At 70.7% G+C, this 21382-nt stretch carries 35 protein-coding genes; 1 reads left to right on the forward strand and 34 read right to left on the reverse strand.

Annotation, left to right across the window (positions count from 1 at the left end; translation table 11 throughout):
• The first annotated feature begins 39 nt into the window (after positions 1-39).
• Positions 40-912, forward strand: a complete 873-nt coding sequence (locus ACIP6U_RS30110; RefSeq protein WP_401724148.1) for a DNA ligase — start codon at positions 40-42, stop codon at positions 910-912.
• Between the two features lie 118 nt (positions 913-1030).
• On the opposite strand, the gene ACIP6U_RS30115 is transcribed toward ACIP6U_RS30110, so the two are convergent.
• The 34 genes from ACIP6U_RS30115 to ACIP6U_RS30280 form a co-directional block, all read right to left on the reverse strand.
• Complete coding sequence (locus ACIP6U_RS30115) at positions 1031-2131, reverse strand: hypothetical protein (RefSeq protein WP_401724150.1); 1101 nt, start codon at positions 2129-2131, stop codon at positions 1031-1033.
• A 486-nt stretch (positions 2132-2617) separates the two neighbouring features.
• The gene (locus ACIP6U_RS30120; protein ID WP_401724152.1) at positions 2618-3103 is read right to left on the reverse strand and encodes a hypothetical protein; all 486 of its coding nucleotides are present in this window, start codon (positions 3101-3103) and stop codon (positions 2618-2620) included.
• Entirely contained in the window at positions 3100-4578 is a 1479-nt protein-coding gene (locus tag ACIP6U_RS30125) for a hypothetical protein (protein ID WP_401724154.1), read from the reverse strand. Before ACIP6U_RS30125 ends, ACIP6U_RS30120 begins: the two co-directional genes overlap by 4 nt.
• 2 nt (positions 4579-4580) lie before the next feature.
• Positions 4581-5621, reverse strand: coding sequence for a hypothetical protein (locus ACIP6U_RS30130; protein WP_401724157.1), 1041 nt, complete (start codon positions 5619-5621; stop codon positions 4581-4583).
• On the reverse strand, positions 5618-6115 hold the full coding sequence (locus ACIP6U_RS30135) for a hypothetical protein (RefSeq protein ID WP_401724159.1): 498 nt from the start codon (positions 6113-6115) through the stop codon (positions 5618-5620). The genes ACIP6U_RS30130 and ACIP6U_RS30135 overlap by 4 nt, the downstream gene beginning before the upstream one ends.
• A gap of 2 nt (positions 6116-6117) precedes the next feature.
• A complete protein-coding gene (locus ACIP6U_RS30140) occupies positions 6118-6393 on the reverse strand; it encodes a hypothetical protein (RefSeq protein WP_401724162.1) in 276 nt (91 codons plus the stop codon).
• Positions 6390-7001 carry a hypothetical protein gene (locus ACIP6U_RS30145; RefSeq protein WP_401724163.1) on the reverse strand — a complete coding sequence of 204 codons (612 nt, stop codon included), beginning with the start codon at positions 6999-7001 and terminating at the stop codon, positions 6390-6392. The genes ACIP6U_RS30140 and ACIP6U_RS30145 overlap by 4 nt, the downstream gene beginning before the upstream one ends.
• On the reverse strand, positions 6998-7549 hold the full coding sequence (locus tag ACIP6U_RS30150; protein ID WP_401724165.1) for a hypothetical protein: 552 nt from the start codon (positions 7547-7549) through the stop codon (positions 6998-7000). Before ACIP6U_RS30150 ends, ACIP6U_RS30145 begins: the two co-directional genes overlap by 4 nt.
• On the reverse strand, positions 7546-7884 hold the full coding sequence (locus tag ACIP6U_RS30155; protein WP_401724168.1) for a hypothetical protein: 339 nt from the start codon (positions 7882-7884) through the stop codon (positions 7546-7548). Before ACIP6U_RS30155 ends, ACIP6U_RS30150 begins: the two co-directional genes overlap by 4 nt.
• Before the next feature lie 41 nt (positions 7885-7925).
• Positions 7926-8453, reverse strand: coding sequence for a LuxR C-terminal-related transcriptional regulator (locus ACIP6U_RS30160; RefSeq protein ID WP_401724170.1), 528 nt, complete (start codon positions 8451-8453; stop codon positions 7926-7928).
• Positions 8450-8623 carry a hypothetical protein gene (locus ACIP6U_RS30165; RefSeq protein ID WP_401724172.1) on the reverse strand — a complete coding sequence of 58 codons (174 nt, stop codon included), beginning with the start codon at positions 8621-8623 and terminating at the stop codon, positions 8450-8452. The genes ACIP6U_RS30160 and ACIP6U_RS30165 overlap by 4 nt, the downstream gene beginning before the upstream one ends.
• On the reverse strand, positions 8620-9126 hold the full coding sequence (locus tag ACIP6U_RS30170) for a DUF3307 domain-containing protein (RefSeq protein WP_401724174.1): 507 nt from the start codon (positions 9124-9126) through the stop codon (positions 8620-8622). Before ACIP6U_RS30170 ends, ACIP6U_RS30165 begins: the two co-directional genes overlap by 4 nt.
• 311 nt (positions 9127-9437) lie before the next feature.
• Entirely contained in the window at positions 9438-10259 is an 822-nt protein-coding gene (locus tag ACIP6U_RS30175) for a hypothetical protein (protein WP_401724176.1), read from the reverse strand.
• An 83-nt stretch (positions 10260-10342) separates the two neighbouring features.
• Entirely contained in the window at positions 10343-10639 is a 297-nt protein-coding gene (locus tag ACIP6U_RS30180) for a hypothetical protein (RefSeq protein WP_401724178.1), read from the reverse strand.
• 48 nt (positions 10640-10687) lie between these two features.
• The gene (locus ACIP6U_RS30185) at positions 10688-11092 is read right to left on the reverse strand and encodes a hypothetical protein (protein ID WP_401724180.1); all 405 of its coding nucleotides are present in this window, start codon (positions 11090-11092) and stop codon (positions 10688-10690) included.
• Positions 11089-11766: a hypothetical protein gene (locus ACIP6U_RS30190; protein WP_401724183.1), complete on the reverse strand. Its 678-nt coding sequence runs from the start codon at positions 11764-11766 to the stop codon at positions 11089-11091. Before ACIP6U_RS30190 ends, ACIP6U_RS30185 begins: the two co-directional genes overlap by 4 nt.
• Complete coding sequence (locus tag ACIP6U_RS30195) at positions 11763-12626, reverse strand: VVA0879 family protein (RefSeq protein ID WP_401724185.1); 864 nt, start codon at positions 12624-12626, stop codon at positions 11763-11765. Before ACIP6U_RS30195 ends, ACIP6U_RS30190 begins: the two co-directional genes overlap by 4 nt.
• Positions 12623-13069 carry a hypothetical protein gene (locus ACIP6U_RS30200; protein ID WP_401724188.1) on the reverse strand — a complete coding sequence of 149 codons (447 nt, stop codon included), beginning with the start codon at positions 13067-13069 and terminating at the stop codon, positions 12623-12625. Before ACIP6U_RS30200 ends, ACIP6U_RS30195 begins: the two co-directional genes overlap by 4 nt.
• A 154-nt stretch (positions 13070-13223) precedes the next feature.
• Positions 13224-13613 (reverse strand): hypothetical protein, encoded by a 390-nt coding sequence (locus ACIP6U_RS30205; protein ID WP_401724190.1) that lies wholly within the window; start codon positions 13611-13613, stop codon positions 13224-13226.
• 38 nt (positions 13614-13651) lie between these two features.
• Positions 13652-13951 carry a hypothetical protein gene (locus ACIP6U_RS30210; RefSeq protein ID WP_401724192.1) on the reverse strand — a complete coding sequence of 100 codons (300 nt, stop codon included), beginning with the start codon at positions 13949-13951 and terminating at the stop codon, positions 13652-13654.
• 28 nt (positions 13952-13979) lie between these two features.
• Positions 13980-14276, reverse strand: coding sequence for a hypothetical protein (locus tag ACIP6U_RS30215; RefSeq protein ID WP_401724193.1), 297 nt, complete (start codon positions 14274-14276; stop codon positions 13980-13982).
• Complete coding sequence (locus ACIP6U_RS30220) at positions 14273-14749, reverse strand: hypothetical protein (protein WP_401724196.1); 477 nt, start codon at positions 14747-14749, stop codon at positions 14273-14275. The genes ACIP6U_RS30215 and ACIP6U_RS30220 overlap by 4 nt, the downstream gene beginning before the upstream one ends.
• Positions 14746-15003, reverse strand: coding sequence for a hypothetical protein (locus ACIP6U_RS30225; RefSeq protein ID WP_401724198.1), 258 nt, complete (start codon positions 15001-15003; stop codon positions 14746-14748). Before ACIP6U_RS30225 ends, ACIP6U_RS30220 begins: the two co-directional genes overlap by 4 nt.
• Before the next feature lie 15 nt (positions 15004-15018).
• A complete protein-coding gene (locus tag ACIP6U_RS30230) occupies positions 15019-15378 on the reverse strand; it encodes a hypothetical protein (RefSeq protein WP_401724200.1) in 360 nt (119 codons plus the stop codon).
• Positions 15375-15695, reverse strand: a complete 321-nt coding sequence (locus ACIP6U_RS30235) for a hypothetical protein (RefSeq protein ID WP_401724202.1) — start codon at positions 15693-15695, stop codon at positions 15375-15377. Before ACIP6U_RS30235 ends, ACIP6U_RS30230 begins: the two co-directional genes overlap by 4 nt.
• A gap of 15 nt (positions 15696-15710) precedes the next feature.
• Positions 15711-16739 (reverse strand): hypothetical protein, encoded by a 1029-nt coding sequence (locus ACIP6U_RS30240; RefSeq protein ID WP_401724205.1) that lies wholly within the window; start codon positions 16737-16739, stop codon positions 15711-15713.
• A 256-nt stretch (positions 16740-16995) separates the two neighbouring features.
• On the reverse strand, positions 16996-17280 hold the full coding sequence (locus tag ACIP6U_RS30245; protein WP_401724208.1) for a hypothetical protein: 285 nt from the start codon (positions 17278-17280) through the stop codon (positions 16996-16998).
• A complete protein-coding gene (locus tag ACIP6U_RS30250; protein ID WP_401724210.1) occupies positions 17277-18014 on the reverse strand; it encodes a hypothetical protein in 738 nt (245 codons plus the stop codon). The genes ACIP6U_RS30245 and ACIP6U_RS30250 overlap by 4 nt, the downstream gene beginning before the upstream one ends.
• Positions 18007-18309: a hypothetical protein gene (locus ACIP6U_RS30255; RefSeq protein ID WP_401724212.1), complete on the reverse strand. Its 303-nt coding sequence runs from the start codon at positions 18307-18309 to the stop codon at positions 18007-18009. Before ACIP6U_RS30255 ends, ACIP6U_RS30250 begins: the two co-directional genes overlap by 8 nt.
• Positions 18309-18704, reverse strand: coding sequence for a hypothetical protein (locus ACIP6U_RS30260; RefSeq protein ID WP_401724215.1), 396 nt, complete (start codon positions 18702-18704; stop codon positions 18309-18311). Before ACIP6U_RS30260 ends, ACIP6U_RS30255 begins: the two co-directional genes overlap by 1 nt.
• On the reverse strand, positions 18701-19312 hold the full coding sequence (locus tag ACIP6U_RS30265) for a hypothetical protein (RefSeq protein WP_401724218.1): 612 nt from the start codon (positions 19310-19312) through the stop codon (positions 18701-18703). The genes ACIP6U_RS30260 and ACIP6U_RS30265 overlap by 4 nt, the downstream gene beginning before the upstream one ends.
• Positions 19309-20355 carry a BN159_2729 family protein gene (locus ACIP6U_RS30270; protein ID WP_401724220.1) on the reverse strand — a complete coding sequence of 349 codons (1047 nt, stop codon included), beginning with the start codon at positions 20353-20355 and terminating at the stop codon, positions 19309-19311. Before ACIP6U_RS30270 ends, ACIP6U_RS30265 begins: the two co-directional genes overlap by 4 nt.
• The gene (locus tag ACIP6U_RS30275; RefSeq protein ID WP_401724223.1) at positions 20352-20948 is read right to left on the reverse strand and encodes an RNA polymerase sigma factor; all 597 of its coding nucleotides are present in this window, start codon (positions 20946-20948) and stop codon (positions 20352-20354) included. The genes ACIP6U_RS30270 and ACIP6U_RS30275 overlap by 4 nt, the downstream gene beginning before the upstream one ends.
• Positions 20949-21044: 96 nt before the next feature.
• A complete protein-coding gene (locus tag ACIP6U_RS30280; RefSeq protein ID WP_401724225.1) occupies positions 21045-21314 on the reverse strand; it encodes a hypothetical protein in 270 nt (89 codons plus the stop codon).
• Between the last annotated feature and the right edge of the window lie 68 nt (positions 21315-21382).

Consider the following 21382-nt stretch of genomic DNA (forward strand, 5'->3'; position numbering starts at 1 on the left):
CTCGTGCGGTGTGGTGCGGAGGAGGCACAGGGTGGTGGTGTGGAGTTTCCCGTCGATGTCGCGCTGGCCCAGCTGGTCCCTGTGCTGCCGGCAGGACCGGACTGGTGGTACGAGGTCAAGCTGGACGGCCACAGAACGATCATGTGGCGTACTGGGGATTCGGTGCGGCTGCAGGCGCGGTCGGGGCGGGACGTGACGTCGGCCTGGATGGACATCGCGCTGGCGGGGATGGAGCTGCCGCCGGGGGTGGTCCTCGACGGCGAGGCGGTCGTCGTGGTCGACGGGCGCATCAGTTTCGAGGCGGCGCAGTCCAGGGCGGCGTCGGGGCCGGCGCGGGCCCGGAAGCTGGCCGAGGTGCATCCGGCGCTGTACATCGTCTGGGACGCCCTGGCCGTCTCCTCCGGAGATCTGCGGGGGCGCCCGTACACGGAGCGGCGCCAGGTCCTCCTCGATGTCCTGGGCGAGCTGCCGCCGGCGACGCCGATCCAGGCCGTGTCCGCGACGGACGACCGCGAGGTCGCTCAGGTCTGGTACGCCACGCTCCGGGGCACCGGAGTCGAAGGGGTGGTCGCGAAGCTCGGCAGGTCCGCCTACCGGGCCGGCCGGTCCAGCTCGTGGCGGAAGGTCCGGCATGCGGAGACCGTGGACGTCGACGTCGTCGGCTACACGGGGCAGGCCGCGCACCCTCACGCACTCGCCGTGCGGATGCCCGAGGGACGCGTCGTGCTCTCGCAGCGGCTCGGGGCGCGCCTCGCCGTGCGGGCCGCGGCCTGGGCGGGTGCTTCGCCGGCGTCCGGACGGGCTCGGACGGACGCCGGCGAAGCCTATTCCGCGGTCGCATCCGGATTGGTCGCTGAGGTCCTGGCGGGGACCACGCGGCACGCGGTGGTGACGATCAAGAGATTCCGCTGAGCTGCGCGGCGACGGGCCCATGGGCGACGACCACGGGCTGGTGGCCGCCGGTCTCCGCGAGGCTGCGAGGTGGTCTGGCGGCATGGTCGCTCGCCCCCGCTGCCCGCGAGGGCCACAGTCAGGGCCTGGCGGACTGGATCGCCTCCTGCAGGTTGCTCACCGCCAGCTCAGCGTGCGCGCGGACGCTGTCCCAGGCAGCCGTGAAGTCGCGCACCGGGAAGCGCAGCCCCAGTGCATGGTGGGCGGCGGCGAGTTCCGGCCGCGGCTTCGGGTGGACGGCAGAGTTGCGGATGACACGGACCTGATCCAGGAGCTGGACGGCCTGGTGGACCGCGTCACGGTCGAGCGCGGGCAGCTTGCCGACGAGATGATCTTCCAGGCGCAGGAGGCCCGAGCCCGGAGTACGGCCGGGGACCTTGAAGTCGCGCAGGATGTCGGTCAGGACGACCAGCCCGGAGTTGTAGGACGCTTCGTCGCCGACGTCCAGGGCGAGGAGGCTGGAGCGGTCCATGGGCGGCGGGACGACCAGGGTTTCACCGAGGACCAGCTCGTAGGTGACGTCGAGGAAGTTCAGCGCGCGCAGCAGGGCGCGCGGCTCGGTGAAGGACAGTGCCTCCGGCGGCGCGGGCGGCGAAAGATGGGCGGCGACGTCGGCGAGGTAGGCGTCAAGCGTGTCGTAGTCCGCGGCCAGCAACTCGCCGAGCCGACCGCTAAGAGTGCTTTTGCTGAACTGCATGCCGGGCCACTCGCGTTCGGCGATCTTCGTCGTGCGCTCCAGGAGAGGCATCGCGCCGTCGATCTCCTTCAACACGTCGCGGAGGTCCACGTCGACGTTGGGCTGGTCGAAGGGGCTGTCAAGGATCTTGTCCTGCTCTAAGGCCATCTGGCGCATGTACGCCAGCAGGCCGCGGGAAAGGTCGCGAGCCATCTGGTCGTGCTGCAGGTGGTAGAGCCCGGCCATGGTCACGTGCACCGGCCCGTTGGGCTGCGGTGTACTGCCTTGCGCCCACCATCCAACGGCCCGGTAGCCCTGTGCGACCTGGTCTTGGCCGATTGCGGGGAAGCTGTAGAGCACCTCGGCAGCGTCGTGGCCGTCCTTGCGCATGACGTATTCGACGTGGAAAAAGTGGGGGAAGCGCTGGTGTTCGACGAACGTCTTCCATGCGATGTCGAGCAGCAGCCGCTGCTCCTCGGTGAGCGGGTCTGTCAGGGCAGTCATGGCCTCGATCTCCAGGTGGGCAACAGATCAGGATAGATGGGTGGCCCAACTGGCGCACGCGCGTTTCGGGTTGACGCAGGCCCCACCGGATACCGGTGGGGCCTGCTCGTGTAAGGGGCTGTCGCTGGCCGGTCAGGATCGGCAGCATTCTGCGCGCCAGCCGGCCGGCGTCTCGAGCCGGATCTGCGTGCCTGCCTGGTAGAGGGTGCCGCAGGCGGCGCACCGTCCGTCGTACAGGGCTGTGAACCAGGGGCGCTGTCGTCGGGCGGTGGTCCTGGCTGGAGTTGCCGCGGGCTGCCGGCGGCGATCGCCGGCTGTTGGCTGTGGTTCGGGGAGGGTGCAGTGGGCGCACATGCTGGCGTCGAGGTCGGTGAACTCGCAGCGCACGATCATCCGGATCTCAGGACCGATGCTGAGGCGGTGGCGACTGCGACCCGCCACCGTTGCGGAGTCGGGCAGGCGTGAATGTTGCTTGTCCAGTAGGTGTCACTCTCCGCTCTCCGTGGTGGGCGGCGTTCCGAAGATCAGGGTGTGCAGGACGTCGAGGTGCTCTTCGCGTTCGCGGTCTCTCCGGTCCGCGTGGTGTCCGGGTGCTACGCACTGGTCGCGTCCGCAGGAGATCAGGGCGTTGCCCTCGGGGTCTCGGCCGGTGGCGATACGGAAGGCCAGACGGTACGCGGTGTAGTACTTTCCTGCGTGCCGCAGTCCAGGCACGCCCCTGGCGCAGTAGCCGGTCCACTCCATGTGGCCGTCATCCAGCCGGTTGACGCGCTGCCAGAACAGGTCCTCGGCGGTGGCAGCGGCCTGCTGGCCACGCTGGTACTTCGGGAGACCGAGTGCAGTACGGGCCTTGGCCACGACGGCGTGGCAGACGTGCGTCTCGCGGGCAATGGCAGCGTTGGAGAGTCCGTCGTGCAGCAGCGCGGCGATGTCTGCGCGGACCTGGTCGCACGGCGGTGTGTGGCCGGTCACGGTCTTACGGCTTCGTGGAGCTCGGCGAGGCGTGCGTCCCACCAGCGCGCGATCGGCGTGCCGAGCGGCGGAGGGCCAGCCTGCACCCACCGGCTGTACAGGTCCAGGACCCTCTCTGCAGCGGTCGCGTGTGCCTGGGCAATGGGCACTGATCCTGGGGCGGCGGGCACGTTCCGGTGCGGAGGCTCCGCCCGGTGCAGGGCGGTTGTGTGCTCCTCCATCCGCTCGTGCTTCTTGTCGGTGGTGTGGCCGTCCCAGACCGCTCGCGGGTGGCCGACGCTTACGTGCTCGACGTCTGTGAAGAGGTCGGCGTCGCGGGGATGGATGTGCCAGCTCGCCTGGTGGGTGCCGATGTAGAGGTAGAGGATCTGCCAGCCCGGCTCGTCCAGGTCCTCCGCGGGGGCGATCACCGATCCAGGGAGCAGTCCGGCGAGGAGCGCGAGGAGGCGGGCGCGCTCTGCCTGAGCCTGCTCGAGGCGGCAGGCGTAGCACCAGTCCGCGCATGGGAGTTGCTCTGTCGTGCCGTCCTGGTTGAGCACGCTGAACTGGACGTGGGTGTCCATGCCCCGGTTGATGAAGGCGATCCAGTGCCGTACGGCGGCCTCGGCGATCCGAGCCCGCGCGGCCCAGCGCTGGGCCTGCCGTACGGCCGCTGCCCGGGCGCGGGCCTGGTATCGCACCTGGTCCGCGCTCTCGGCTCTGGCTGCTGCTGTGCGTTTGTGCAGGTCGATGGCCTGCTCGTTCATCTCGCCCACGACTTCAACGTGGCGGTCGAGGTCGTCGTAGAGCTGCGCCAGGTCCTCCTCAGTGAGGTCGGCGAGCAGGATGCGGTCCTCACGGTCCGCGTTGGGCGTGCGGTCCACAGCGCGTACCGCGCGGAGGGCCTGGAGGACGTTGAACGCGGTGTGGGTTGGGATGCCGGGGCGGGCGGCGTGGATGCGCTGCGCTGTGACCTTGTCGGCGGTGGCGCCGTCGGCGAGTTCCTGTGGAGTGGGCAGTGGTACGGGCAGTCGGCTGAGGAGGATGGCGAGTTGGTCACGAACGTAGCCAGCCCGCCTCACCGTTTTCGCAGCCGCGGCGTAGGCGACTTCGCTGGTGGACTGGTCGGATGGCGTTTCCTCCTCGGCCGCCTTGCCGCCCGGTGTGTCGTCGTTGATGGGAGGTGCGTTGCCGGCCTGGAAGGTCTCGTGCGGTGAGGGTTGATCGGGGCGAGGCTGGATGCTGTCGGGGGCGATGAGGATGCTGTTGTGCGTCCAGTGCGGGGCGCCGCGGCCTTGGGTGACCTTGTGCCACGCGGATCCGTCCTCGTCGTCGAGGTAGAACGTGGCGCCGCCGTCGTACGCGACCTCCACGACCTTGCGGCGGGTACCGACGAGGTGGCGGGCCCAGTACAGAGGGAATCGGCCGTCGTCGGCTACCACTGCGGTGACGCGGCGTGCGGCGCAGGGCTCGCCGTTCCAGCGGGTCTCGGGCACGGTCAGCTTCCCTGCGGGGTTTCGTCGGGGGCTTCGGGGGCCTGGGGTTCGTCGGCCCAGTGCACGTGGGTGCCGTCCGGGGCTTGAGAGATCATTTCGGTCATGGAGATCGCGGCTACGAGCCCGCTGTCGGGGTCGTGCGCGATCACCCAGCCGGAGGGGAATTCGATGCCGTGGACGTCCGGCCGGTCGGGGTGTCTGATCACGAAACGCCGTGCGCGCTCGACGGTCTCGGACTCTGCTGCGGGGTCGATGGCGGCGAGAAAAGCGGGAAGCCGCTGGTCGAATGCGGCGTGTACGACACCGTTCCGGGTCAGGAGTTGGTGGCGCATGAAGAACGCAGTCTTCGTCCAGCTGTCCCGAGTGGTGTCGGGAAGGGCTGTGTTCTGGGCGCACTGTTCGGCACGGTCCACGGCTTCCTGGACTCCCGTACGGGCCCAGGCGAGTGCGTGGGGGTCGCGGTCGAACCGTTCCTGGAACACGTGTCGGGCGGCCGTGGCTCCTGCGGTGGCGTCAGGGGTGCGCAGGGGGCATTCGGGGTGCGGGTGGACTTCTTCCCCCCATTCCTCGTGGCAGAGGCCGCATGCCAGGAGCCTGGGTTCCACGTTCAGGTGGCGCAGGGCTTGAGGCCAGTCGGTAAACCGAACGGCGCGGTCGTCGAGGTAGGCGTCGGCGGGAAGCTTGCGGTTGGTGACGAGGAGCTGCCCACGAAGGTTCCAGAAGGCGAGGGTTCCGGAGCCGTCGCAGTCGGGGCACTCCCATGCGGGCTGGGTCGGACGGTCGTCCGCGTCTACTTCCTGGCCGCCGCCTTCTCCATGGCAGGTTCCGCAGCGGTCGTCGATGGTGACGTTGAGTCCTTGCTGCTCGAGCCAGGGCATGACCTGTTCGGGTTCGCGGCTCGTGAAGACGAACACGGCGTCGTGTTCCAGGAGCCGGTGCAGGCCGTCGATGGCTCCGGGTGTGGGTGGGTCGTAGATGGAGCCGTCCCGCCAGCCGCGGGAGTAGGTGTGGATGGGGCCGTCGAAGTCGATGGCGAGGGTCATGACTGGTCCTTGGTCTGGCTGGTGGTGGGGTCTGTGAGGATCTTCGCGGTGTGGCCCCAGCGGGCTTCGACCTGGTCTTCGGTGATCGGGATCTCCCGGTACGGGCGTGCGGGCAGGGGTTCTCCGGTCTGTGCGGCCCACCAGCCGGCGCAGACCATCGCGCCGAGCGGCAGGCCGCGGAACGTGGCAACGGGCGTGTACGCGCCGTAGGCGTTGACGGGGAGGCCCTGGTGGCAGAAGAAGGGCTCTGCCTCGGGGAGTTGGGCGCCGTTGGCTTCGAGTTCCGGTGAGCCGGGCCGGAAGGCGCAGTCGCCGCAGGGGGTGCGCATGACGGCGGGTGGGCGGGGTGCCCGGTCGGCGTCACCGCAGGGGTCGTCGGTGAGGCCGCTTCCGGAGCAGTGAAGGCAGCGCTCGCGGGCCTCGCCGCCAGTGCTGGGTTCGATGCCGCCGACGCAGAAGGGGCACTTCCACGGTGTGATGGAGAGGTCGGTCACGGTCAGTCCGCCCTCTGGAGTCCGGCGGCCTTCAGCTGCGCCTCGTGGGCGTCTCGGGAACGGCGCCTGGCTTCACGGGACTTGTAGTAGTGGACGGCGTCGCGCAGGTCGGTGAGTTCGCTCTGCTCGAGGACCGCGGCGACCGGTACCACGGAGAACAGGACGAACACCGTGGCGACGAGGACGTTGCCGTAGAAGGCCTGCTGGGTGGCGCACCAGGCGGACCACAGGGCGTGGAGGGCGTAGAGGAGGACGAGGATGCGGGAGCGGCGGGTCATCGGTCGGGCTCGCTCTCGGTGCATGTGCCGCCAGCGGCCGGAGTGCGGTCCGCGGCAGGGGTGGGTGCGGTGGTGGCTCCGATGAGGTCGGATTCGTCGTCGGCGGGGGCCGGGCGGCCGAGGGAAGCCACTGAGACGCCGACGGAGCGGAGTGTCTTGATGCCGGCCGCGGCGCGTGCGAGGGTCGCGGCGGCGGTGTGGTCGGATGGTGAGGCGGTGTCGTAACCGCGGGGGTGGTGGGCGATTCCGAGGGCGTGCCGGATGCCCGGGTAGAGGTGGTTGGCGTCGCTCAGCCGCTGGATCTGGAAATCGATCGGGAGCCCTGTGCGCTGGCGGCCGAGTTCGGCGATCGCCACGCAGAGGAAGGACCAGAGGTCGTCGCTGGCGTCGGGCTCGGTGTGTTCGGGGAAGAGCCGGTCGAAGTGGGCGTCGGGGAGGATGAGGCGCACGTCGACGTCCCGCCACACCTTTCCGCGTGCCGCGGACCCTACGAGGTACGGGGTCTCGCCGAAGGCGTCGGTGAGTTCACGGGCGAAGGCGTTGAGGTGGAGCACGGCGGGCATTCCGACGCCGATCGCGCCGGTCTCGCTACAGGGGTTGTCGGTCATCGGTTGGCGCTCCGGTGGATGTTGCGGCCGAGGAGGAACAGCTCGGCGGGGATCGCGGTGCGGGGATGGCGGTGTTCGAGGGTCTGGGCGAGGAGGCGTGCGTTGGCCGGGGTGAGCAGGCCTGCGAGGACTCCGGCGGGGCCGCCGACCGCGCAGTCGATGCCGTTCGCGAACCAGTGCTCCCGCGCGGTGTGCTGGGTGTGCCAGTACGGGTTGTCGGCGATGTCCTCGTCGACGGCCGTGGCTAGGGCACGCAGGCGCTGCGCAGCCGAGGTGAGGATCTCGAGCGGTGTCGGCTCCTGGTCCCCTTTGCCGCCGCCGTCGGCGGTCGCGTGGGCGTGGAGCTGCACAACGTCCGCTACGGGGCCCGGTGTGGGGTTGCCGGAGTGGGTGGGGCAGTAGTCGAGGCCGCCCGGGTGGGTGCGCCAGCCGAGCCAGCGTGCGACGCCGCGGGCCTCGTCGAGGGTGACGGCGTCGGTGTAGAGGCGGTGCGCGCAGGCGCCGTCGGCCCACTGCCGGTTGCAGTGGACAGTGACACTGGCGCTCACCGGCTGGGCTCCTCGCTGCGGAGGATGCCCTCGAGCGTGGCGCGCACGTTGTCGATGACGGCACCTGGCTGTCCGGGCTCGGGGCGGCCGGTGATCGGAGTGAGGAGCGCCCGGGCGACGAGGACCGCGTGTTCTCCGGACAGGTCGGTGCCGATGGGCGTGAGGGCGAGGCGTTCGGCCTCCGCTTCGAGCCAGGCGGCGACGGGCCCGCTGATCCGCATGAGGCCAGCGACGTGCTGGAGCATCGCCTCGCTGCTGCTGTCGACGCGACCGCGCGGCGGGGCGGCCTCGAGCGTGCTGATAGCCGTACGGATGTCGTCGAGCGGGTGGGGCACGTCGGCTCCTGCGCGATCGGGTTGGGGGTCGGGCTGTCGGGTCACCGTGTCCCTCGCTCGCTGGCCGCTACGACGGACGGCGTCCGCTCGAGCCTGCGCGCTGCCGGGCTGGCTGCCCTGCGTACGCCTAGTTGCCAGGCGCGTGCCACGGCGTGAGGCGGGTACTCGGTGCCGAGCTGGGCGAGCAGCCGGCGCCGGTACTCACGGACGGTGTTCCTGCTGATGCCGAGCTCGAGGGCGATGTCGCTGGTCGAGAGGCTGCGGGCCATGCAGTCCAGGGTCCGGACGAGGCAGCGCGCCAACTGCACTGCCGGTGCTGTGGATTGGCGTTTTACGGCCAGGTCCGGGATGCCTTCGAACGCGCCGGAGGCGTAGGCGTGGTCGACGAGGGCTGCGAGGGAACGGCCGCGCGGCACTCGTTTCGCGGCGCGGCTCGTGTGGCTGCGGACTGCTCGCGGTGAGATGCCGAGCGAGGTGGCGATGGCCTCGGCCTTCTGTCCGCGGGCGTAGCCGGCGATGACGAGGACCTGCACAGGCGTGAAAGGCCTGTCGGGAGCGGGAGCGTTCAAGAGGAGTCCTTGCTTGATGTGCTGTCGGTCGGTTGCGTGCGACGCTTCACCGCTTGCGCGATCGCGCGGGCGAGCACGAGGACGGCGGCGGTGCCGGCGAGAACGGCCAGGACCACCCAGGCGGCTGCCGCGCCGACGAAGAGGAAGAGGTCGGAGATGAACCTGTTCACGTGCCGCCCTCGGAGGAAATGCCGGGCCTGGCCGCTTCGCCGCCGTGGTGCGTCCCGGCCGTGCCGCTGGCGGCGACGAGCGCGGCGACCGCGATACATCCCTTGTGCCAGGACTGATCCATCAAGTAGGCGGCGTGGGGGTCGCGTTGGAGCCAGCTGCTCTTCCCCATGGCCGCGGCGAGCCGGACGATGCCCCGGGGATCCTCGTCCCGCCAGTGGTCGGCCTGACGGTCCGCGACGTAGTGCGTGACCGCTGAAACAGCGAGGCCCAGCGCGGCGCGCTTCCACGACAGACGCATGCCGGTGACGCGCTGCACGACGGCGAGAGCGGCAGCCTGGGTGACGGTGTAGGTGAAAACGTGCTCCGAGCAGGCGATCGCGCCGTCGCGGTTGCGGTTGCCCTTGCTGACGGCTTGATCGTCGGTCTGAACCCAGTGGTCAGCGACCTCGTGGGCAGCGGTGAGCACGGCGTAGACGGCAGCGAAGCGAGCGTGTGCGGTCATCACGAGGTCTCCCGGTTCTGGGCAGAGCGCCGGTGGTTGCGCCTGTGTCGGATGCACGAGCAGCGCGGCGGGCAGGGCCATCGCACGTGCCGGTTCGAGTGCTTGCCCCATCGGTGCCGGCCTCGGCTGCAGGCGATCTCGCGCAGAATGCCGTCCGGGGTGCACACCTCGGCTTGCGACCAGCAGGACGTGGAGTTGCGAGGGTCGGAGACGGACGGATGCACGCGGTCGACGTGCTCGTCGAACTCACCGACGGGAATGCGGCGTCGGTCGGGGCACCAGATGCAGACGGTGGTGAGCTCAGCCATCGGTCAGGCCCCCTCGTCCGCGCCGAGCGGTTCGTCGCACTCGCAGCGCTCCCCGTACCGCACGACCGGGCACTCGCGCGCGGGATGTTCCGGGTGGCCGCAGCCGTCGCAATGTGGGACGGCGGGAGGGGACTCCGTGTTCGTGCCGGGCGCGTGGATCGGGCAGTCGGGGTGCGGGAGGCTGCCGCCGCACTCGCACTCCCGCAGAAGCCGCCCTTGGTCCGGTGTCGGGTCCTGCCGCGCCTCGCCAGCCAGTTCGTCTGCCCATCTGCGGACCTGCCGCGCGGCGGACCGGCGGTAGATCCGCGTGAGGCCCTCCTTGTCGCCCTGCTCGGCGTCGACGGCGAGGCGGTCGGCGACCTCCGTGTACACGGTGGCCCTGTCGGTCGCGGGCAGCACCGACAGCAGGTCCGTAAACGCGAACTCCTCCGTGGCTGTCGGATCGTTCACCTCGTCGAGCAGGCCCCAGCGACGCAGCACCTCGCCGAACTGGCGGCGGAGCGGGGTCTGGTCGGCGAGCGGCACGACAGCAGCCGCCGCAGCACCCTCGGGGGTCGTCTTCAACACGTCCGGAGTGACCGGCCCGTCGGCACTCGACAGCGTGTGCCCGCGCTGGAGGAACCAGATGTCGGAGTAGCCGAGCTTGCCGCCCCGGCAGTCCATCAGTAGGTGGCATGTGCCGCCGAGGAACGGCTTGTTGAGGCACAGGCAGCAGTGCCAGTGCTTCGGCCCGTGGTCGACACCGCCCTCGCATTCGGCGCCAGGGCTGTGTTCCGGGTGCGGGCAGTACGGGCAGGCGGGGGTCTCGGCGGGTTCGGATGGCACGTGCGTCTCCTGGGGCGAGGGATGATCGCGGCAGCGGCCGTCCCGCGCGACACCAGCGCGCGGGACGGCCGCCTTGACGTGAGTCATGGAGTGGCAGCCGCAGCAGCGCGGAGCATCGCCGCAACGTCAGCGCGGGTCCGTCCGGGGCGCCGTTCCCAGGCGTCGGTCATCTCCTCGTTGAGGTGTGTGACGACCGCATCCCACAGGTCGGTCTCGTCGGGACGCTCGCCGTTCGCGGGTGCGGCCATGGCGAGCAGGGAGCAGATGCCGGGGCCATCCGGGTCCGGGGTCCAGTGGGCTTCAGCGAGGTCGGCGGCGGCACGGAGCTTGGCGGGGATGGCAGCGTGCTGCTGCTCGGTGAGCGAAGGATCGTCGGTCATTAGAGCCGTGCCTTTCGTGGTGGGTGTGGTCGGGGCTGTCGGCAGGGGTCAGGCGGTAGCCGGTGTGCTCACGTGCTGGCAGGGCCACGGCACGGCGCGCGCGATGGCACCGTCGACGGCGACCGTGGAGTGGGTGAGGCAGATGGTCTGCTCGGTGACCTTGTCGCAGTACGAGACCGGCGAAGTGCCATAGGAGTCGCCGCCACCTGCGTGGTCGCACTCCATCTCCCCACAGCGCCGGTCGCCCCAGACGACGGCGATCGGCAGGCACTTCGGCTCGGGCGCGGCGGGCGCGCAGGCGGTGCATTCGCGGCGGACGTCGGGCAGGGGCAGGCCGTTGATGCCGCAGGCCATCTCCTGGTCGGTGACGTCGCCGAGTTGGGTGCCGCAGCCGTTGCAGCCCCGTTTCATGACGATGGTCGTCGAGGTGCTCGGAGTCCACGGGCGGTTCACGACTCCACCTCGACGGCATTCAGGTCCGCGGTGCGGTTGAGGTCATGGCAGGCCTTGCAGTAGGCGACGCCGTTCGGCTGGAGACGTCCATGCTCGGCCTGGTCGTGGTCGCGCCGGCAGCGAGCCGGCCGCTCGCCCTTGCCCAGGAGGTAACGCAGCTGCTCGCGCAGCCGGTCCCGGCCGAGCTCGTCCTCAACATGGCTCGGCTCGACGCACTGGTGCATGCCGCACTCGGCCTTGGCCTGACCGACCGGGTCACGGCCCATACGCCGCCGGAACGCGACCGCCGCCGCGGTGTAGTACTTCTCCCGGTACCGCAGCAGAGGCGTACCACTGGCCTTGTTGCGTTCGCCGGTCCACTCCAGGTGACCGCCTTCCGCCTCCTGGACGCACGCCAACCACTTGTCCTCGAGCGTGTGGGTGGTGTAGCAGTCCATGTCGAACGGCTTGGCCTGCTGGATCCTGCGCCATCGGCCGTTGCCGAAGTAGTGCTCCTGGTACTCCTCGATGAAGGAGGCGATCTGCTGGGCCTCGGTGTCGGTGGGTCGGGCTTCGGAGTCACGGTCGAAGCAGGCCGTGTACGTGTGCCCGGGGTGGGTGCCGGTGACGGGGATGCGGAGGGCGGTGAGGGGGTCGTGTTGGTCGGCGTCGTACGGCCAGTCGGCGGTCTTCATCCGGCGGTCGCCTCCTGGCCGGTCGAGGCCGCATTCCTGACGGCCGTCACGAGTTCGGGTGGTGCCTTGCGGAGCCCGAGTGCGCCCTTCTGCGGAACGGCCTCGCGCAGCGCGTGGACGTCGGTGATCTCCCAGTGCCATTGGTCGGGGAAGCCCCAGGGCCCGCAGCAGTCGTCGGCCTGGTGGCAGCCCGTCAGCTGCGCGGTCGCGATGACGGCGGAGAGGGCGAGCGTCGCGTGGGGAGCCGGTGCCACGCTGCTGGGGATGTGTGCGCGGGCGTCCCAGAGGTTCTGTGAGCCGCCGAGCTCGTCGAGACGGATCGCAGCGTCATCGCTGTACCGGACGATGGCCACGCTCCTCAGAGGCAGCCGGCTTGCATGGATGAAGATCGGGCCGCGATGGTGGGTGCGCTGGGAGCGGTTCTCGATGGGCTTGAAGCCCTCGGCCACAGCGAACGCCCACGGCTGCCGGATGGACAGGACACGAGGGACTTCCTGCGGCACCGGGGCGAGGCGGAAGGACCGCCTGGTGCGGCCCTCGGACAGGTGGATCGTCCAGGGTCCCGGGATGAGGCCGTAGGCGGCCCATGTGCATCCGCGGCCGGTGTAGCCGGGGTTGAGGGCCCCGAGGGTGCGGCCGATGCACTCCTGGCCGGCAATCTGCTCGGCCCGGACCGGTGTCCCGTCGCGGCGGGTGCTGGGGAAGTCGGCGAGCGCCTTCGCGAGATCGGCGGTGCTTGCGATGTCGCCGCAGTTCGGGCAGACAAACGCCCAGTCGAGAGGGTTCTTGCCGAAGCGGGCGGTGGCTTCAGCGGTCAGCTCGTCATGGGTGAGGGTTCGGGGAGACTGTTCAGGGCTCACGGCGTCCGCCGGTTCAGGAGGCTGGGGCCGACGCCCGTCCAGCGCGGGATGCCGGGACGTGGGGTCTGGCCGGTTGTCTCGGCGGCGCAGGCGATGACGCGACGGATGCCGTCGCGGCGGAGCTCGGGGCAGCGGGTGACGTGCTGGACGTCGGCGAGGAGCGGGCGGAGGGCGTAGGCGCTGATGGCGATCCGGCCGCGGGTGCTCTGCTGGCAGTGGAGGTCGGTGATGTGGAGCCAGTCCGCGCAGTCCAGGCCCATGGCGAGGGCGAGGTGGTCGATGCGGTCGCCGAGGACGGCGCCGTTGCCGGTCCAGGCGTGGTGGATGGTGGCGCCGCCGTCGGGCCGGTAGAAGACGATCCAGAGGAAGGTCTCCGGCTCCTGCTGCGAAGCGATGCTGTCGATGACGGCCAGCTCCACCGGCTTCCGGCTCGTCACGGGCACGAGCGGCACGGTGTCCGCAAGCCGCGAGTAGGCGCTCAAGTCGACTGGCGTGTATAGGGAGTTACGGATGGTTTGCTGCATGGATGCGGCGAGTTTCCGCATCGCATGGTCCAGAGGGCCGGTGCTCACGTGCAGACCTTTCAGAGCCGAGTGGTCAGAGTTGGGAGATGAGGCGGGCGGCGTCGCTGTCCGTGGTGTGGCCGTATCCGCCGGCCCATTCCGCGACGTCCAGGGCGTAGCGCGCGTCGAAGTAGGAGATGACGACGACCGCGCCGTCCTGGCGGACGGTGTGGTGGAGGTCGCCGGGCCGGGTGGCTTCGGCGATGACCGCGGCGGCGTGGTGCTCGTCAAGGCAGGTGAGGCGCAGTTCGGGCATGTGCAGGTGCTCTTTCGGGATGGAGAGTTGCCCGTCCGGAACCGGTGCCGGGCGGCCGAGGCGGCGCCGTACGGCGGCGGCTGCGCTTCCGGCCGGTGTGGCGCGCCAGCGGTCGCGGCGCTTGGCCCGGCAGCGCGGGCCGAGTCCGTCGCGACTTGGCTGGAGCATGCGGTGATGGCAATCCGTGCACCGCAGGTCCGCGCCGTTCACGTCGCGTCGACCACGCTCTCGTCGAGGGAGTCGACGTGCTCCAGGAACGCGATCAGCCCCGCTCCCGTGGCGAGGAGTTCCTGGCGGAGGTTGGCGCGGCAGGCACTGGGGTTGTCCGTGTCCTGACCGGCGGCGAGGACAGCGGTCGCGACCGCGCCGGCGTGCTCGCACAGGGCGAGCGCCCACTCGTCCAGCGTGTGGTGCTCGGCCCCCAGACGGCCCTTCTGCTCCTCACGTTCGGCGTGGAGTTCGAGGTAGGGGCCGGTGAGGCGCGGGGTGTCGTAGTCGGGGTACACGGGGGTTGCTCCGTTCCTGGTGTGCGGGTCAGCGGACGGTTTGGGCGATGGCGTGGAGGGTGTCGATGCCGGTCGGGCTCGTACGGGCGAGCTGGACGGCCGCGACGAGAGGCGGGTAACTGCGGTACAGCGCAAGGCGGTTGGCGGCATCGGCCTCAGCGATGAGGGCGACGACTCGCCCCCGGAACGTGCTCGTGCGGTCCGGGCCGGAGGCGGGGTGTCCGTAGTGCTGGAGGACGATGCGGGCGTCCTCCGCCGTGATCAGCGGTTGCTCGTCGGCGGCCGGGGCGGACGGCGGGACGGGACAGGAGGCGGTGAGGTTCATGGACGGGGGGCTCCGAACAGGGCGGCGAGGGATTCGGCGATGTACACGCGGGCGGGGTGATCGAGGAGGTGCTCGGGCTCGACGCAGCCCTCGCCGCCGCAGCCCGCCGTGACCGCGCCCACGGCCTCGCGTCCGTGGCCGAGGAGAAAGCCGATGCGGAGCACGGAGTGCAGCTGGCTGCCGACCTGGAGTACAGGGGTGCCCGAGTCGTAGGCGGCACCGACCCAGAGGAGATGGCCGTCGGGCATGTGCCGTGCCGAACCCCAGAAGACGTCGGCGAACGCTGCGTGCTTCCGGTCGCGTACGCCGCACAGCGGCGCGTTCCCGAGCTGCCGGCGGACGGACTGCACTGATCGAGCGGGTACTCGGAGGAGCCGCTGGATATCTCGGTCGGCGCGCCCGAAGCGGATGTGCGCGGCGATGTCCGCGCGGACGAGGACCTGCATGCGGGCACGGGCGTGGTCGTCGTTCACCTCGGGCACCGCCAGTCCAGGAGGTTCTCGGTGACTCGTCGGAGGGCGCCGTTGGCGGTGGTGAGGTCCCTCCTGGTCGTGGCGAGCGCGGTCAGGGCCCGGTCCAGGCGGCGCCGCAGAGCGGCGGTCTCCCGGGCCTTCGCATTGCCGAGCCGTCGCTGCTCCCTCTCTGCGATGGCGCAGGCAGCGGTGAGCTGGGCGTGGAGTTCGGCGGTGACCTGGCGCATGTGTCTGGTGGTGGTGAGTCCGAGCACGGGGATGTCCTTCTGTCAGGTCCGCCGGCGGCGGTGGTCGTCGAGCCGGATCACGCCGTCAGGCAGCGCGCACTGCTGCGGGCGCGGCGGGGGCGGTGAGGGGGTGGCGGTGTCGAGCGGCAGGGCCTGCTGTTGGGCCGGGCAGGTGGCCGGGTGGGGCATGTGGAGGCGCTCGTAGCCCATGAGCGGCTGCTGCTCGGTGACTCGGCGGGAGACCCAGGCGGTGGTGCCGTCGCGGCGCACGGCCGTGTTCCCGGCCGGGTCCGGCTCGCGGTCGACCGCGAGGCGTTTCCCGCCGGGCGTGGTGGCGCCTGGCAGAGTCCGCGTCCACAGCACCGCTCGGTGGCAGTCGGGGCAGCGGCCGGGCCCGTTCACCGCGGGCCCCCGCCCATGTCCCGGGACACCGCCTCGACGGCTGCCGCGTACGCGGCCTCGGCGGCATGGGTGCGTTCGATGTGGACGTGCGTCGTCATGGGCTGCCCGCCGGCCGCCACGCAGAAATGGCCCGGGGAGGCACCGCAGTTGGGGCAGTCGGTGTGGGCGCGGATCCAGGCGTCCTTGCGGGATCCGTGGGACTCGTCGCGGGGCTCACCGCGGCGGTTCGTGCAGGGCCGGTCGGGCTGCGCGAGGCATGGCTCCCAGGGGCAGCGCTGCTCGATCTCGGGATGTCGTCGCTCGGCGCGTGAGGTCATGGTCTGGTCCCCCGATCAGGTTCCTGTGCTGGTGTGCTGCGGTCTGTCGGCCGCCGCACGAAACTCGGCGCCGAGCTGGACCCGTTGTGCATGGATGCCGTCGTACGGAGTGCCGTCACGCTCGGTGCAGGCGCCGTTGGCCGGAGCCGCGCAGTTGGGGCAGGAGGTGTGGACGGTTGCCCAGGTGTCCAGGCGCTCGGTGTGGGCGAGGGCGCGCAGCCCGCGGTCGTTGCGGCACGGGCTGCCGACGGAGACCTCGCAGTAGCCGCAGGGCACGGTCAGTTCCGGCGGGAGGTATGGGGCGCGGGTGCCGCCCGGGCCGTCGCGGCTGAGCAGCCGCATCACCGGATCCCGTCCGTATGCGCGCAGTGCCGCAGGCACGCCCTGTTCGGCGAGGGTCTGGAGGATCTCCTCCGGGATGGGCGTGTCCAGTCTGTTGACAGCCATCAGGAGCGGTGGCTGTGTGGCGGCAGGTGGCGCTGCCGTCCGCCGGCCCCGGCCTCGCGCCAGTACGGGTGCCAGCGCCAGCGGCCCTGTACCGGGCCCGGTTGGTACGGCGGGTACGGCCCGGACCGTCGACGGGGTCGACGTCGGTGAGGCACGGGATTCCTGGTCATCGTCTGGCGGCAGGTTCTGCACGGCGGGCGCGGTGGCGGTCTCGAGCTGCTTGGCCTTGAGGCGCTTCTTGCGCCGCGCCTGGGGCGTGTCGGTGTAGAGGGTCATGTGCGCGTCCCAGTCCAACGGTCCATCGCATAGGCGGAGTTGGTAGGCGGAGTTGGTGTTCGGGCGTCGTCTCTCCACGAGTACACCGAGGGCTTTGAGTACCTTCTTGGCGCGGGACACGGTCTCCTCGCTGCTGCCGACGATGGCCGCGATGACGTCGGTCCCCGGGTCGGCGTTCGTCCCGTCGGAGTCGGCGTAGGACGCGATGACCTGGCCGACGTGCACGATCTTCGAGATCTCCGGACGGTCCATCCGCAGGGCCTCGTCCCGCATCGCGGTCATCCACGCCATCTGGGGGGTCACGGGCTCGCGAGCGGTCACGAGAGTGCGCTCCTGGTGGCTGCGTGGGGCACCGTGGCTCCGATCGACCGAAGGGGGGCATGCCCGGGCTACTCCCGTTGAGGGCGGTGAGCGGCCCTGACGGCCCGAAACGTGTGAGGGTTCCGGCGGCAGGTGCCGGGGACGGCGGCGCCGGGGACCGGTGAACCGGGCCCGTCCGGCGCGGAGAGCGGGTTCCGCGCGCCGCGTATGCGGGTCCCGCGCCACGGAATCCGGCATCTGTTCCGCCGGATAGACCTCACTTTGCGGCTCCGGAGTCGCGCCGCTGGCCAGGCAAGAACACCCGGCGAAGCGGCGGCCGGCCCGCGGCGGAGGGGTGCCGTGCCACGGATTCCTCCAGCGCCCCTCGACGGTCCAGGACATCGGCGTCCTCGTCCTGGAGGCAGTCGTCCTCCGCGAAGGCTCCGGCAGCGTCCGGCACCGTGCTGTCCCCCTCGCCGAGTCGGCGCAGAGCCCGGCCGGCCACGGCCGCGACGACGATCGCCGCGACCGTCCAGCCGCACACCACATACAGGCCCGTCACCGGCTCTCACCCCGTCGGCGAGGAGAGCGCACCGGGGCGTAGCGGCGGCAGCCGGGATCCGACTCATCGACCTTGAGATGACCCGCCCTGGCCAGCGAGGCGAGGTCCGAGCGCACCGTCCGCTCGGTCAGGCCCTTCCACCCCCAGCTGAGGTAGATCTTGGCCGCGATCCCGGTGGTCACCGGGCAGTTGTGGTTCTCCACGCGCGTCAGCAGGCGTGACTGTCGCTCTCCAGCCTCCGGCGTGCTCCTGAACCGAGTTGCTCCGCCTGCCTTCTGGTACGCGGCGATCGTCGCGCGGAGTTCGGCGAGCTCGGCGGCCTGATCGTAGAGCAGGCCGCGGAGCAGGTCCTGCTCCTGGAGGCCCGGGCGGTGCTCGGGCTCCCTTACGTGCGTGGGCCACTGGTGCCACTCGCTATCGATGTCACGAGAGTGGGACCGGGAGAAGCGGTGCCCGTACTGCGCGGTGCAGGTGACGCCGGGGCGGTCGGGGTCTGGCTGCCCGCAGTAACCGCCGGGCGGCGGGATCTCGATCCGGTGCCAGAAGCTGTCCCGCCATTCCTCGGTGCGCCAGGCCCCGCCTGTGCGGCAGTACCGCAACCGGACCCCGCTCTCGGGGTGTGTTGTCTCGTGGTCGTCCCAGTGGCTGGGCGGGAGTTCGCACTGCGCGGGCAGAGACCAGTGAACGGAGACGCACCGATTGCGGTTGGAGAGGTCGGGCGCGATCTCAGGCACGGAGGCCTCCTCCGCTGGTGGACACGGAGCGGAGGTCGGCCCTGGCGCGGGCGATCCCCGCGCAGCGGTTGGCGCAGTACCAGTGCACCAGGGCGCCGTCCTTGCTTCCGGCAACGCGCACCATGCCGGGCTGCGGGCGAGGGCCGATGCCGACGGAGCCGCAGCCGCCGACACGGCATTCGTCGACGACCGGTCCGCCCGGCAGATCCACCTTCTTCTTGGCCCGGGCCGGCTGGTCGGCGGCGCTGGGGAGCCAGTGCCCCGACGCGTTGCGGTCGAGAGAGCGGCCCGCCATCAGCGCTGCTCCCCGTTCTGCGCGGCTTCGGTGAGGAGTCGGCCGAGCGTGACGTAGCCGTCGACGGGGTTGACGCGTTGACTGCCGCAGGCCGTACACGGCTGCACCAGCTTGAGCGTGGCGGTCTCACGGCTGTAGTCGTACTGGTAGACGAGGTAGTCGGGGCGGCCGGGCTCCAGGATGGCCGTCGCCTCTTCCACTGACTCCGGCAGCCGGTCAGCCGGCGTGTACTGCCAGTCCAGGTTCCCGGCCTCTTCACTCAGCGTCCGCGTCGCATGGCGGCGGGCGTAGCGGAGGAACTTCTCACGGTTGTGTTCGTACTCCTCGGCGGCCCGGGCCGGCTGGGCGGCCTCGTGCTCTTCGAATGAGGTGAGCGCGGCTTCGATGATGTTCATACGGCTACCTCGACGGTCTTCGGCTCGTACTGGGCGTGGATCCAGTCGGCGGCGTGGTCGACGGACAGGTGCTCGCTGCGGTGGCGTGCCCAGCGCAGTTGGCTCTCGCCGTACGGGCCGGCCGGGTCGGGGATGGCGCGGGCCCGCCAGCGCTTGTGCTGGCCGGAGGTGCGGTAGCGGTCGATGGTCCCGGCGACGTCGGCGGGCGTGAGCGGGGGGCTCGGCGTGCGGGTGACGAGCCAGTCCCTCGGCTCTTCGTCGCGCCCGGGCCGGGTCTGCTCGCCGGGCCACAGCCACAGGCCGTTGACCTCGCGGGCGTCCTGGCCGTAGCCGTAGGCCGGAGTGGTGGAACGGGTGATCCCAACGTCCTCGCCGGTGACAATGTGGACGGCCCGGCAGCCCCGGCAGATGAGCCGGACCGTGAACCGGCGGAACACACTCGCGTGGTCGCACTCTTCGTTCGGGCACTCGTGGGCGAGATCCCGGTCGAGGAGGCGTCCGCGCAGGCCCTGGTCGATGCGCAACTCCGGCTGCCACGCGGGCCGTTCGCACTCCTCCGCGTGGGTGAACGGCTCCCAGCCGAGGTAGAGATCGGTGACGATGTTCACTGCTCACCTCCGTCGCCTGCGGGATCTGCGATGGCCGTGGGAGCGGCCGGGATGGGTGTTGCGGCGCCGGCGGTCGGGATGAGGTGGCCGGTCGCCATGACGATCGACGCGAGCGGGAACGGAGTCCCGTTGCCGCCCCGGAGAACCATGAGAGGCATGCCGTCCGGCTGGCGCTGGCCAAGGTGCATCCACAGCCGGCCGAGCTTGTCGGTCTGGCCGCGGGTGAGGTCGTAGATCCGGCCCCACAGGTAGAACGGATCAGCCGCCGCGACCTCCGCCTCGTGGAGAAGGCGTGGGACCTCGTGCGCGGTGAGGTGGACCTCGATACCGTCGATCCGACCGAACGCGATCTGGGCGTACCCGGCGGTCCTCGTCGAGAGATTCGGCGGCGTGCCGATCGCGTCCAGCCAGTACTCCCAGTCGCTGAGCGAGGCGGCACGGATGGCGATGGCGACTCGTTCGTGGCTGGGCGCGATCTGCGTGACCTCAAGGCGCCCTTCGTGCTTGGCCTGCAGGCGGGCAGCCAGCGCGATGGCCTTGCCGCGCGTCTCCTCCCAGTCGGGAGTCTGCTCGGTGGTACCGGCGCTCTGGGCTGCGGTCGGCCGGACCCGTGGCGGCTGCCCCTCGACGCGGTTCACCACGGGGACGATCGGCCCGTCCACGGGCCGGGCGAGCGCCACCACGGTCGCGCCTCGAGTAGACGGGTCGGCGCGGCTCGGGGGCGGCGCGGGCGCATGCTGCGGCTCGGGCTCGTCGCCGTCGCCAAGCAAGCCCTTGCGGCGCAGTGCGGTCGCGATCCGCGCGGCCACAGCACTCGGGTAGCCGCAGTCGTCAACGATCGTGTCAACCGCGACCTGATATGCCTCGGGCAGGTCACGCCGCGCTTCGACCTGCGTTCTCAGGTGCTCGAGAATCTTGGCTTCACCAGGGCCGACGAGGCGTCCCTGATTCTCCAGGTCAGCCACGAACTGGCCAGCGAGGGCGGTGAGTTCCGACGTGAGCCGCTGTTGGATGTCGGCTCGCGGGCCGGATGCAGTCGTCATGCCGGCGTCCTCTCCAGGAACCGCTGGAGCGACCGAACAGCCCGGTACTGGCTCGTCTTCGCGGCTCCTTCCGTCATCCCGAGCGCCGTGGCGGTCTCCTCGATCGACATCTCGTGCAGGAACCGGCAGACGAGGACGCGGCGCTGGCCGTCGGTGATCCGGCCCATCGCGATACGCAGCAATTCCGCGTCCAGGCTGGCCAAGACTTCGTCGTCGGGGGGCGGAGCCGTGAAGCCCTTGTAGTCCGACAGGACGTCCAATTCGTGGGTGAAGGTGAGCCGCTGCGTCGGGCTGGCCTTGTAGTGGTCGGCAACGATGTTCCGGGCGATGGTGTACAGCCACGACAGCAGCGGTTTGCCGGTCCACTGGAAGGTGTGCAGTTTCCGGAACGCCCGGAGAAACACCTCGGAAGTGATGTCCTCGGTCCGCTGCCGGTGGTTGCTGACCCTGTGCCGGACGAAAGCGGCAACGGCGGGGCGGTGCAGGGCGTAGAGCTCGCCGAAGGCGTCGGTGTCGCCTTGCTGCGCACGGGCGATGAGGTCCGGTTCTCTCGTGTCGTCCCTGGTCGGTCTGGCGTTAGCCTCAGTGATCAAGGCCGTCTCCGTTCATGAGCAGATGAACTGTGGTGGGCTGAATGCTGCGGGGCTGCTCGACTGGCCATGGCCCGGCCGTCGGGCAGCCCTCACGCGTCAGGTGCTGCGTCGGCTGCGCGGCCGCGGAGTGCGCTGCTTCGGCACCGCCGCGTCCTGCCCGGTGCGGTCTTCCTTGATGAGCGAGTCGACGCGCCCTCCGTAGACGGCGCGGAACTTGCACAAGATCGGCAGGCTGGGCTCGCTTCCACCGGCAAGCCGGTAGATCGTGCTGCGGCTGATTCCGGTCCGGCCGGCGATGGCGTCGACGTTCTCGTCGCCCATTGACCTGGCCCTTTTCATGAGCGCGGCCATGTTCAGGCGGATCATGCGTACGTCCCCCTCGGGAGGTCTCAGGCGTGGGACTAAGTCCCACAGCCGCAACCTATGCAACTAAC

It is taken from the genome of Streptomyces sp. NPDC088794 (assembly GCF_044750545.1).
Classification (GTDB): Bacteria; Actinomycetota; Actinomycetes; order Streptomycetales; family Streptomycetaceae; genus Streptomyces.